Origin of the sequence: Streptomyces sp. NPDC026092 (assembly GCF_040638605.1) — a bacterium.
In the GTDB taxonomy this organism is placed as follows: Bacteria; Actinomycetota; Actinomycetes; order Streptomycetales; family Streptomycetaceae; genus Streptomyces.
This window is the reverse complement of the sequence record NZ_JBEZYN010000008.1, coordinates 111,439-122,667: the sequence shown is the minus strand read 5'-3', so window position 1 is coordinate 122,667 and position 11,229 is coordinate 111,439. Positions and strand designations below refer to the sequence as shown.

At 73.3% G+C, this 11,229-nt stretch carries 13 protein-coding genes; 9 read left to right on the top strand and 4 right to left on the bottom strand.

Annotated elements, in window-relative coordinates:
* Positions 1-8: 8 nt before the first annotated feature.
* Both AB0F56_RS15535 and AB0F56_RS15530 read left to right on the top strand, forming a co-directional pair.
* Positions 9-1,112, top strand: coding sequence for an acyl-CoA desaturase (locus AB0F56_RS15535; RefSeq protein ID WP_362009007.1), 1,104 nt, complete (start codon positions 9-11; stop codon positions 1,110-1,112).
* 16 nt (positions 1,113-1,128) lie between these two features.
* The gene (locus tag AB0F56_RS15530; protein ID WP_362009004.1) at positions 1,129-1,311 is read left to right on the top strand and encodes a hypothetical protein; all 183 of its coding nucleotides are present in this window, start codon (positions 1,129-1,131) and stop codon (positions 1,309-1,311) included.
* Positions 1,312-1,409: 98 nt separating this feature from the next.
* Here the strand turns inward: AB0F56_RS15530 and AB0F56_RS15525 are convergent, their stop codons facing one another.
* The 3 genes from AB0F56_RS15525 to AB0F56_RS15515 form a co-directional block, all read right to left on the bottom strand.
* The gene (locus AB0F56_RS15525) at positions 1,410-2,261 is read right to left on the bottom strand and encodes a hypothetical protein (RefSeq protein ID WP_362009001.1); all 852 of its coding nucleotides are present in this window, start codon (positions 2,259-2,261) and stop codon (positions 1,410-1,412) included.
* A 100-nt stretch (positions 2,262-2,361) separates the two neighbouring features.
* Positions 2,362-2,667: a hypothetical protein gene (locus AB0F56_RS15520; RefSeq protein ID WP_362008998.1), complete on the bottom strand. Its 306-nt coding sequence runs from the start codon at positions 2,665-2,667 to the stop codon at positions 2,362-2,364.
* Between the two features lie 204 nt (positions 2,668-2,871).
* Positions 2,872-3,474, bottom strand: a complete 603-nt coding sequence (locus tag AB0F56_RS15515; RefSeq protein ID WP_362008995.1) for a methyltransferase domain-containing protein — start codon at positions 3,472-3,474, stop codon at positions 2,872-2,874.
* A 151-nt stretch (positions 3,475-3,625) separates the two neighbouring features.
* On the opposite strand from AB0F56_RS15515, the gene AB0F56_RS15510 reads away from it, so the two are divergent.
* The 5 genes from AB0F56_RS15510 to AB0F56_RS15490 all read left to right on the top strand — a co-directional run bounded on the left by AB0F56_RS15510 (position 3,626) and on the right by AB0F56_RS15490 (position 8,978).
* Positions 3,626-4,567 (top strand): MHYT domain-containing protein, encoded by a 942-nt coding sequence (locus AB0F56_RS15510; RefSeq protein WP_362008993.1) that lies wholly within the window; start codon positions 3,626-3,628, stop codon positions 4,565-4,567.
* Positions 4,568-4,699: 132 nt separating this feature from the next.
* Positions 4,700-7,519 (top strand): nitrate- and nitrite sensing domain-containing protein, encoded by a 2,820-nt coding sequence (locus AB0F56_RS15505; RefSeq protein ID WP_362008990.1) that lies wholly within the window; start codon positions 4,700-4,702, stop codon positions 7,517-7,519.
* Positions 7,516-7,950, top strand: coding sequence for a roadblock/LC7 domain-containing protein (locus AB0F56_RS15500; RefSeq protein WP_362008988.1), 435 nt, complete (start codon positions 7,516-7,518; stop codon positions 7,948-7,950). The genes AB0F56_RS15505 and AB0F56_RS15500 overlap by 4 nt, the downstream gene beginning before the upstream one ends.
* Before the next feature lie 13 nt (positions 7,951-7,963).
* The gene (locus tag AB0F56_RS15495) at positions 7,964-8,380 is read left to right on the top strand and encodes a DUF742 domain-containing protein (protein WP_362008985.1); all 417 of its coding nucleotides are present in this window, start codon (positions 7,964-7,966) and stop codon (positions 8,378-8,380) included.
* On the top strand, positions 8,361-8,978 hold the full coding sequence (locus AB0F56_RS15490) for an ATP/GTP-binding protein (protein WP_315889912.1): 618 nt from the start codon (positions 8,361-8,363) through the stop codon (positions 8,976-8,978). The genes AB0F56_RS15495 and AB0F56_RS15490 overlap by 20 nt, the downstream gene beginning before the upstream one ends.
* A 70-nt stretch (positions 8,979-9,048) precedes the next feature.
* Here AB0F56_RS15490 and AB0F56_RS15485 read toward each other — a convergent pair whose 3' ends face one another.
* Complete coding sequence (locus tag AB0F56_RS15485; RefSeq protein ID WP_362008983.1) at positions 9,049-9,474, bottom strand: PPOX class F420-dependent oxidoreductase; 426 nt, start codon at positions 9,472-9,474, stop codon at positions 9,049-9,051.
* Positions 9,475-9,659: 185 nt separating this feature from the next.
* Between AB0F56_RS15485 and AB0F56_RS15480 the strand changes: the two genes are divergently transcribed.
* The gene (locus AB0F56_RS15480; protein WP_362008981.1) at positions 9,660-10,064 is read left to right on the top strand and encodes a roadblock/LC7 domain-containing protein; all 405 of its coding nucleotides are present in this window, start codon (positions 9,660-9,662) and stop codon (positions 10,062-10,064) included.
* Between the two features lie 83 nt (positions 10,065-10,147).
* Entirely contained in the window at positions 10,148-11,164 is a 1,017-nt protein-coding gene (locus AB0F56_RS15475) for a DUF6397 family protein (protein ID WP_362008980.1), read from the top strand.
* Positions 11,165-11,229: the final 65 nt, after the last annotated feature.

The window sequence follows — 11,229 nt, the reverse complement described above, 5'->3', positions numbered from 1 at the left end:
AGACCGCCATGCCCCAGGCCACCGCAACGCTCACGGAGCCCGATCGGATCGCCGCCACCGCGGGTCCGGCGGGCGCACAGGGAACCACCCCGCGGGGCAGCGAGTTCGGGCCGCTGCTGCGCACCATCAAGGAACAGGGACTCCTGGAGCGGAGGACCGGCTGGTACGCGCGCGGTATGGCGGTCAACTTCCTGGGACTCGCCGCCGTAGTCGCCGGTCTGGTCCTGCTCGGCCCCTCCTGGTGGGCCCTCCTCCTCGCCGTACCGCTCGCGCTGCTCTCCGCGCGCGTGGCCTTCGTCGGTCACGACGCGGGACACGCCCAGATATGCGCGGACCGGCGCTGGAACCGCATCATCCAGCTCGTCCACGCCGACCTCCTCCTCGGGATGAGCCAGGAGTGGTGGAACGACAAGCACAACCGTCACCACGCCAACCCCAACCACCTCGACAAGGACCCGGACGTCGCGGCCGACATCCTCGTCTTCGCGCAAGCCCAGACCACCGACCGCACCGGATTCCGCCGCTGGCTCACCCGCCACCAGGCCTGGCTCTTCTTCCCGCTGACCACCCTGGAGGGCATCGCGCTCAAGGTGTACGGATTCCAGGCGCTGTTCTCCAAGGACGGGCCCTTCCGGACCCGGCGCGAGCGGGTCGTCGAAGGTGCCCTCCTCCTCGCCCACGTCGCCGGCTACGCGGCTCTCCTGCTGGCCACCCTCACGCCCGTCCAGGCGCTGCTCTTCGCCCTGATCCACCAGATGCTCCTCGGCCTCCACCTCGGGATGGCCTTCGCCCCCAACCACAAGGGCATGGAGACGCCCGACGCCCACCCCGACGGCGACAGCTGGGGCCACCTGCGCCGCCAGGTGCTCACCTCGCGCAACATCAGGGGCGGGTTCCTGACCGACTGGTTCCTCGGCGGACTGAACTACCAGATCGAGCACCACCTCTTCCCGAGCATGCCGCGCCCGCATCTTCGACTCGCCCAGCCCGCCGTGCGTGCGCACTGCCGTACGGTGGGTATCCCCTACACAGAGACCGGTTTCGTCGAGTCCTACCGACAGGCGCTCGGACATCTGCACGAGGTCGGCGAGCCGCTGCGCTCGGCAGCGTGAGAAGGAGGCGTCGCACATGTCGACACGGACGAAGGTCGTCATCGGGGGAGTGGCCGTCGGCCTCCTCCTGATGCCTCTCATCGGATTCTGGCTGTCCCTGCTGGTGGTGCTCGGCGTACCCGCCGTCGCCTACCTCGCCCTCGACCCCAGTCAGCGGCGCAGGCTCCGCCGGATCTCCCGCAAGGAGATCAATCGCTGACGCCACTCACACCGCTCTTCGTGCACGAAGCCGACCCGCGACAGCATCACGCTGCTCGCGGGTCCCGGCGTCCGGGGGGACGTGCGAGCGGCGCGAAATCAGGAGGGGCGTACGGCCATCGCGTCCAGGGCCTCCAGGAGCGCGGGCAGTTTGGGGCCGCGAGCCACCGGGAGGACCTCGCGGGGTTCGTCGTCCAGGAGGACGAAGGCCATGTCGTCGGTCCGGGCGACCAGCGACCAGCCCGGCCCGTCGGCGCGGAGCATCCGCGCCTCACCCGTGGCGAAGGCGGAGCGCACCCGGCCCACCGGCGGCGCGTCCTCCAGGTAGCCGCGCAGCTCGACGAGCGCGCGCCGGACACCGTCGTAGGGGTCGCGTACGGGAACGGTCCCGGCGGCGGACGGGGAGGCCTCTGAAGCGCCGTCGCCGTCCGATGCGGACTCCGAGGCCGTGTCCGATTCCTGGTCCTGCCCCTGGTCCGCGCCCATCTGCGCCCGCCAGTCCGCCCACTGCAGGGCGACCTCGTCGGCGCCGAGCCGACGCTGTGCCGGGCCCCAGCCCTCGCCGTCCGGCGGGGACAGGGGAGCGCGGTCGCCCTCCTCGTGCTCCGGGTCGTGCGGGGCCGGAAGGCCGGGCGCGGCCGTGGCCACGTCGAGCGGCCAGCCGGGGAGCGCCGCCACGACCGTACGCTCGTCGGGGGAGAGGTCGTACTCCATCCCGCAGTCCCAGGAGGCGATCGCCACGGCGACCAGCGACACGTCGTCGATGATCACCGTCCACCGGGCGCCCGCGCCGTCCTGGCCGAGGACGAGGCCGTACCCCTCGGCGTACGGTTCGAGGCCGAGCGCCGCGCACGCCGCCGGGTAGTCGTCGCCGAGCACGCTCGGGAACTGCGCGGGCGTCAGCAGCACGGCGGTCAGCACATACAGCGCGTCGTCGTCGGCGGTAGCCACGGCAGCCTCCCCATCTGGTCGTCGGCGCACCTTAACCAGTGGGTAACCCGCCCGTCGAGAGTCTTCGGAAGGAAAGTGGCGCGGCCCGTTCCGCCCGAGGTCAGGCGGGCGGAAGCCCGAGCAGGTGCCGGGCCACGGTCTCCGGGGATTCGTCCCGCTCGCGGGCGAGCGCGATCACCGCCCGGCAGGCGAGCTCGTTGATGCCGAAGGTGAGGGCCTCGGGCGACACCCACGTGACGGCTTCGTCGATCCGGTCCTGGTCGTCCTCCACGCATCCCGTGACGTAGGTCGCCGCGGCCTCGAAGATGTTGTGCTGCCGTCGCACCTCGCCGCGCTCGCGCCGTTCGCCCGGTGTCCGGCGCGCGGAGGGGAGGAGGGAGTTCAGGAGCGCTCGGACACGGGCCATGGCCTGCCACCTTTCCCGGACACGGCTGCCCGGCCTCTCCACCGTAGACAGGGAGGTGCCGGGACAGAAGGGCGCGGAGCACGGCTGGCGTGATCAGGTCAGGCTCGGGTCAGCTCAGGTCCGGCTCACGCGCGGTTCACACCCCGCTCATGCTCCGCTCATGTCTGGTTCGCGCCCGGCCGACCTCCTGCGCTTCGCGCGCGCTCACCGGTCCTGGCGTAGGGCGAGCACCAGATAACGGTCGTCCTCGTCCACGTAACTGACCATCCGCCAGTCCGAACCCGACAGAAGGGGGCGGAGATTGTGCTCGGCCCGCAGATCGTCCTCGGTGAGGAGGCGTCCGTGGCGGGCGGCGAGCGCGGCCCGGCCCACGGGGTGGAAGAGGGCGAGCTGTCCGCCGGGGCGTACGACCCGGGCGAGTTCGCGCAGGTTCGCGGCCGGATCCGCCAGATGGGAGACGAGCCCGGCGCCGAACACCGCGTCGAGCGCCCCCGTGCGCAGCGGCAGCCGGGCGACATCGGTCAGGAGCAGGGCGCCGGCCCCGTCGCGCCCGGCGCGCACCGCCGCGGCGAGCATCTCGGGGGTCAGGTCCGCGCCGACGACGGTCCCCGTCGGGCCGACGGCCGCGCGCAGCGCGGGCAGCGCCCGTCCGGTCCCGCACCCCGCGTCGAGCACGGCGGCACCGGGTCGCAGGCCGAGCGCGGCGACGGCCGCCGCGTACGCGGGGGCGTCGTCGGGGAAGCGGGTGTCCCAGCCGGCGGCGCGGGGGCCGAAGAACTCCTGGACATGGGTGGGGTCATCGCTCATGCGTGCATGATGCCTCAGTCCCTGGGGTGAACGTCCTGTGTCCACGTTCGAGCGCGGCACGATCGTTCTGGAACATCTCTGCGTCATATTCCATCAGCTTTCGAAATGCGCCCCTGATGCGCCCCCTTGTCCGGACTAGCGTCCCTGAGTCATGGGACACCTGGACCACGCCGCCTTCGGCTGGCTGACACCTGTGCTGTCGTACGCGATGGCCTGCATAGGCGCCGCCCTCGGGCTGCGCTGCACCGTACGAGCGCTCGACGCGACCGGCCGCTCGCGCCGCAACTGGCTCCTCACCGCCGCGTCCGCCATCGGCACCGGCATCTGGACGATGCACTTCGTCGCGATGCTCGGCTTCGGCGTCACGGGAACGGACATCCGCTACAACGTTCCGCTGACCATCCTCAGCCTGCTCATCGCCATGGCCGTCGTCGGCGTCGGCGTCTTCGCGGTCGGCTACGGCCGCGACCGGGGCCGCTCCCTGCTGATCGGCGGTCTGACGACCGGCATCGGCGTCGCGAGCATGCACTACATGGGCATGGCCGCCCTGCGTCTGCACGGCCAGGTGACGTACGACCCGATGCTCGTCGGGCTCTCCGTCGCCATCGCCGTCGTCGCCGCGACGGCCGCGCTGTGGGCCGCGCTCAACATCCACGCGCCGGCCGCCGTGGCCCTCGCCTCCCTGGTCATGGGAGTGGCCGTCAGCAGCATGCACTACACCGGGATGCTCGCGGTCGACGTGGAGGTGGCGCCCTCCTCGGCGGAGCTTCCCGGGGCCACCGCGATGCAGTTCATCTTCCCGCTCGCCGTGGGCCTCGGCTCCTACCTCTTCATCACGTCGGCCTTCGTGGCGCTCTCCCCGACCGCCAGGGAGCGTGCCGCGTACGCCTCCGCCGAACTGCTCACCGAACCGGACGAGCGGGCGGTGGACGTGGCCCCGCCCGGTTTCCGCGCGGCGGGCGGTGGACGGGTGCCGGAGGCCGGCCGACCGCAGACGGCGGCCGCGGGGACCTCGTCCGGCTCGTCGTCCGGTGCCACTCCGTCGTACGCCTACCCGGCGGGACCCGTGGACGCCGGTCCGCCCGGGACGTAGGACTCCTCGGTCCCGCGCCGCCGCAGACCGCCCGCCGCACTCGGCGCAACTGACGCCACGCCACGGAACCGACGCCACCCACGCACCCGACGCACACCGCAGCACGACAGACGCAGCCGGAACGAGGAGGCCATGCGAACTCCCCGCAAGACCCAGGACGCCGGGACGACGCCGCCGCAGCAGCAGGCGGCGCGGGGGCGGCGCGCGCACGCGGGGCCGCCCGCCGACGAACCGTCCGAGCGCGCCCCCGAAGCCCCGCCCGGGGCGGCCGACCCGTTCGGCCCGGGCACACCGCCCGTCAGCCCCGCCCCGGCCCCACCACGGCGGCGGGGACTGCGCCCCCGTACCGTCCGGGCGAAGATCGTCTCGCTGCTGATGGTTCCCGTGGTCTCGCTGCTGGCCCTCTGGGGGTTCGCCACGGTCACCACCGCCCAGGACATCGCCCGGCTGCGCCAGCTCCAGCAGGTCGACGCCGAGATCCGTGAACCCGTCGCCGCCACCGTCACCGCGCTGCAGGCCGAACGCCGGGCCGCCGTCCGGCAGGTCGCCTCGCCCGGCACCGGGCGCGCCACGGAGCTCAAGGACCAGGCGCGGCGCACCGACGCCGCGGTCGCCCGGCTCCGGCTCGACGAGCGGCACACCGTCGGCGCCACGGGCGACCTTCCCCGCGAGGTCGCCGAGCGGGTCGGCCGCTTCGTGACCGAGGTCGAGGGTCTGGCCGCGCTGCGCACCGCCGCCGCGGCCGGGAAGGCCGACTGGAACGAGGTGTACACGGAGTACACGGCCACGATCACGGCCGCCTTCGCGGTCGGCGGCGCCCTGGCCGGTATCCAGGACGCCGAGGTCGGTGCCCACGCGCGCGTGCTCCTCGAATTCGGCCGGGTCGGCGAGATGCTCGCCCGCGAGGACGCCCTGCTCGGCTCCGCGTACCTCGGCGGCGAACTGAGCGCGGAGAGGCAACGGCTGTTCACCGGCGCCGTCGCCACCCGGCGCACCCTCACCGAGTCCGCCACCGCCGACCTGCGCGGCCCCGAGCGGGCCGCCTGGGAGAAGCTCGCCGACGAGCGCGGCTACCTGCAGCTCACCGCCGCCGAGGACCGGATCGGCGCCGCCACCCCGGGCCGCAAGGCGCTCCAAGCCGTGCCCGCCACCACCTGGGACGACGCGATGGCCGTCGTACGCGGCGGGCTTGCGACCATCGAGACCGACGCCCGGCACGCGGCGGCCGACCGCGCGGCCCCCTTCGGCGGCGGCGTCTTCACCGCCGGTGGCGCCGCCGTCCTGCTCGGTCTCGCCGCCGTGGCCGCCTCCCTGGTGATCTCCGTACGCATCGGCCGCGGCCTGGTCATCGAGCTGATCAGCCTCCGCAACACGGCCCTCGGCATCGCCCGGCGAAAGCTTCCTTCTGCCATGCGCCGGCTGCGGGCCGGCGAGGAGATCGACGTACAGGCCGAGGCGCCACCCGGACCCGCCCCGCAGGACGAGATCGGCCAGGTCGGCGAGGCGCTCACCACCGTCCACCGCGCCGCCCTCTCCGCCGCCGTAGAACGCGCCGAGCTCGCCAGCGGCATCTCCGGGGTCTTCGTCAACCTCGCCCGCCGCAGCCAGGTCCTGGTCCACCGTCAGCTCAACCTGCTCGACAGCATGGAGCGCCGCGCGGACGACCCTTCCGAACTCGGCGACCTCTTCCGGCTCGACCACCTCACCACCCGCATGCGACGCCACGCCGAGAGCCTGATCATCCTGTCCGGCGCCGCCCCCGGACGCGCCTGGCGGATGCCCGTTCCGCTGACCAACGTCGTACGCGCCGCCGTCTCCGAGATCGAGGACTACGCGCGCGTGGAGATGCGCCAGCTCCCGGAGACGTCCGTCGTCGGCGGCGCGGTCGCCGACCTCACCCACCTGCTGGCCGAACTCATCGAGAACGCCGCCCAGTTCTCGCCGCCCCACACCAAGGTGCGGATCAGCGGCGAACCCGTCGGCAACGGCTACGCCCTGGAGATCGAGGACCGGGGCCTGGGCATGGGCAAGGAGAGCCTCGCCGAGGCCAACACGAGGATCGCGCAGTCCGAGGCTCTCGACCTCTTCGACAGCGACCGGCTCGGCCTCTTCGTCGTCAGCCGGCTCTCCTCCCGGCACGACATCAAGGTCCACCTGCGGACCTCGCCGTACGGGGGGACGACCGCCGTCGTCCTGCTGCCCATGGACGTGTTGCAGGGCGCGCTCCCGCCCGGGAAGGGCGTCCCGAACGCCCGGACGTCCGAACCGGCCTTCGGGGACGGGTCGTACGGGCACACCGTCCACCGGGAGCGTCCGGACTCCGCCTTCCCGCGCCACCAGCACCCGCAGCAGCAGTCCGTCACCGCGGGCTCCGTATCCGCCCAGTCCCTGCCCCCGTCCCGCCCCAAGGCCGCGCCTGCGCCCCCGCCGCTGCCTCGCCCGCCCCGCATCCCCGCCCTGGCGGGGCAGCCGGACGGGGCGGATCAGGGCGCGCCCGACCAGACCCAAGCCGGGGTGACCAGTCTCCGCGGGCGCGGCCGCCCCTCCCCGCAGGGCCAGCAGGCCCCGCACAGCGCGCCGCCCCCGCAGACTCGGTCGGCGCCCCGGACTCCGCCCGTCCCGGCCCAGGAGGGCACTCCCGCCGACGACTCCGGGGACCTGCCCCGGCGGGTCCGTCAGGCCAGCCTCGTACCGCAGTTGCGCGAGGCTCCGTCGACCGACCTTCCGCCCACGCCGACCGTCCAGGGCGCGGGCGAACGCACCCCCGAACAGGTCAGGGACCGGATGACCGCCTACCGCGACGGCTGGACGCGGGGCGGCGGCGCGGCCCCCGGCACCAGACGCCCCCTCGGAACCGGCTCAGGCCATGACCACGGCAACGCCCCCGACCACGGACGCGACTTCGGCCCCGACCACGGCCGCGACCCCGGCAGTGAAGGAGACCACGCATGATCGACCACGAGAGGATGTCCCACCACCGCTCCGGTGAACTCGACTGGCTCCTCGACGACCTCGTCGTCAGAGTCCGCGAAGTACGGCACACGGTCGTGCTCTCGAACGACGGCCTCGCCGTCGGCTCCTCCAGCGGGCTCAGCCGCGAGGACGCCGAGCACCTGGCCGCCATCGCCTCCGGCTTCAACAGCCTCGCCAAGGGCGCCGGCCGCCAGTTCCACACCGGCGGAGTCCGGCAGACGATGGTCGAGATGGACGACGGATTCCTGTTCGTCGCCGCCGCGGGAGACGGCTCCTGCCTCGCCGTCCTCAGCTCCGCGAGCGCCGACATCGGACTCATCGCGTACGAGATGGCCCGCCTGGTGAAGCGGGTCGGCGAGCATCTGCACACCCCGCCGCGGCTCACCGCGACCCCGCCGGCCGCCGGCTGACCGGAGACACCCCATGAACGTGGACAGCACCGGCGACGGCCAGCCCGCGCCGGGCAGTCAGTGGTACGACGCGGACGCCGGTCCGCTCGTCCGGCCGTACGCCATGACCGGTGGCCGTACGAAGCCGGGACCCAGCAACGTACGGTTCGACCTCATCGCACTTGTCGTCGTCGACGACAACCCGCCCGGCCGGGCCGAGGAATCGCTCCTCGGCCCCGAACACCGGGCCCTGCTCACCCTGTGCCGCGCGGAGACGCAGTCGGTGGCCGAACTCGCCGCCGACGCCGACCTGCCCATCGGAGTCGTCCGGGTCCTCCTCGGCGACCTCCTCGAAGCGGGCTTCGTCAAGGTCAGCCGACCCGTGCCGCCCGCGCAGCTGCCCGACGAACGGATCCTGAGGGAAGTCATCGATGGCCTACGAGCGCTCTGAGAGCACGGGTGCGGGCGGTGGCGTGGACTCCACGGCCCTCGCGTTGAAGATTCTGGTCGCCGGCGGGTTCGGCGTCGGCAAGACCACCCTGGTCGGCGCGGTCAGCGAGATCCGGCCGCTGCGGACGGAGGAACAGCTCAGCCGGGCGGGGGAGTCGGTCGACGACACCGGGGGCGTGGACCAGAAGACGACCACGACGGTCGCCATGGACTTCGGCCGGATCACGATCCGGTCCGGCCTCTCCCTGTACCTCTTCGGCACGCCCGGACAGGACCGGTTCTGGTTCCTCTGGGACGAGCTGTCCCAGGGGGCGCTCGGGGCCGTCGTCCTCGCCGACACGCGGCGGCTGGAGGACTGCTTCCCGGCGGTCGACTACTTCGAGCACCGCAAGATCCCGTTCGTCGTCGCCGTCAACTGCTTCGCGGGCGCGCGGAACTACGGCGCGCACGAGGTCTCGCGCGCCCTTGACCTGGACCGGGGCACGCCGGTGGTGCTGTGCGACGCGCGGGACCGGGACTCGGGCAAGGAGGTGCTGATCAGGCTGGTCGAGTACGCGGGCCGGATGCACACGGCGCGGCTGCTGGACTCGGTCGGGTGACGCCACGCTCCGTGATGCCGGTGCCGCGCTCCCGCGCGTGTACGGCGTCGGCATCACGCGGCGCGAGGGCTCAGTCGGCGACGCCGCCCTCGGCCGTCACCTTCTCGATCCGTACGCGTACGAGGAGTTCGCCCGGGACTCCGTTGCGGGCGCCGAACTCCTCGGCGCGGTCCTCGCCCATGTACCGGCCTCCGATGCGCGCGGCCCAGCGGCGCAGCTCCGCCGGGTCCTCGCTGATCTCGGCGCGGCCGCGGAGCGAGACGTACGCGAACGGCGGCCGGTCGTCGTCGACGCACAGCGCCACGCGCGCGTCGCGGGCCAGATTGCGGCCCTTCACGGTGCCCTTGCCGGTGTTGAAGACGATGTCGTCGCCGTCGAGCACGAACCAGATCGGGACCACGTGCGGACTGCCGTCGTCGCGGACGGTGGCCAGCTTGCCGGTGCGGGTTCCGTCGGAGACGAAGGCCCGCCACTGTTCCTCGGTCATCTTTGCCATGTCCCCATGCTCCGCCACCGGCCGTCCTTCGTGGTACTCCGCCGCCTTCCGCGTTGCCCCATGGGACACCGGGCGGCCGGGGGTGCTTGCCCTGTCCACGACAGTGCGTAAGGCTTGCCGCGACACGCGGACCGCGGGGACTTCGGGTCGACGGGGACGCAACACACAGGGGGAAGGACCGACGCATGGCGCTGGACACGGAACTGGACTGGCTCCTGGACGACTTGACCCGCCGGGTCGAGTACATACAACACGCGCTGGTGCTGTCCAACGACGGGCTGGTCACCGGCGCGAGCAGCGGCCTGGCCCGGGAGGACGCCGAGCACCTGGCCGCCGTCTCCTCCGGGCTGCACAGCCTCGCGCGCGGCTCGGGCCGGCACTTCCAGGCCGGGCGCGCCCGGCAGACGATGGTCGAGTTCGACGAAGCCCTGCTCTTCGTCACGGCGGCGGGCGAGGGCAGTTGCCTCTGCGTCCTGAGCGGCGCGGAGGCGGATGTCGGCCAGGTCGCCTACGAGATGACGCTGCTGGTCAACCGGGTCGGCGAGCACCTCGGCGTGGCGGCACGGCAGCCGGGCGGCGCCGACCTCTGAGTTGTCCACAGGGCGAGCGGGAGTGAACTCCTCCGCGCTACGGTCGTCACCGAGAGTAATCACCACTCACGGGGGAGACCGTCATGGCAGGAGAAGAGGACACCCGCACGCTGGCACCGACGCGAGCGGCGCAGGAACTGGAGCTGAGGCGCGACGAATTCCGGCTCGCCGTGCAGCTGGGCCTGGTGAGGACCGTGCCGGGGGCCGCGTCCGGCACCCCCAGGGCCTTGGGCGCCGCGCCGGCGGCCTCCGGAGCGCGGGGCGGCGGGCGCAGGGTCGCGCAGGGCGAGATCGACCGGCTCAAAGCCGCACCGGACTTCCCGTCCGGGCTGCGCGAGCGGGTCCGGACGGTCGGCACGACAGAGGCGGCCGCGCTGCTCTCCGTACCGCCTGAGCGCTTCACGCGACTTGCCAGGACGGGGCACCTGAGCCCGGTGCGGTTCTACCTCAACCGCTACCGCGCGGTGGTCTGGCTCTATCTCGCCGCCGAGGTGGGCGAGTTCGCGCTCACCCAGCCGGCCCTGCTGACCGGCAGGCTGCCGGTCGAGATCAGGGAGCGCGTCGATGGAGGAGAGGACTGCCGGCCGCGCAACTGGCGTGCCCGGCGTCTCGGGCTCCTCCTCAGGGCCACCGAGGACCCCTGGGTCCGGGCGGCGGCCATCGCCTCACTCCTGGACCCGGCCCAATTGGCCGAGGTGGTCGACGACCCGTACGAACGGACCCACCTCTACCGGCTGCGCCCGGAACCTCCCTCGGGACTGCCGGAGTCGGCGGCCTCCCGCGAGATCGCGGAGCGGCTGACGCTGGCGGACGACCCGGACGAGATCCTCTGGCACCGCATGAGCCTCGCCCTCGCCGTGAACGAGGCGCGCGTGTACCGGCCGGTCCCGCGCCCGGAGGGCGCCGTGGGAGCGGTCGCGGGGCTGCCGCCCGTCGACGTGCCGGGTGCCGGTGTGCCGGGCGTGGGTGCGGCGCGGCCGCCCCGTGCGGCGACGCTCTTCCGCCCACCCGCGCGCCGCACCCGACTGGGACTCCTCGACCGCCTTCGGCGCCGCAAGGCGGTCGCGGGGGCAGAGGCGGAGGTGACGACCCAGGGCTAGCGGGAGGCTGGCGGGAGGGGACGGCTCGGGTCGGGTGTCACCGGGTACGGCCACCCGACGTGCGG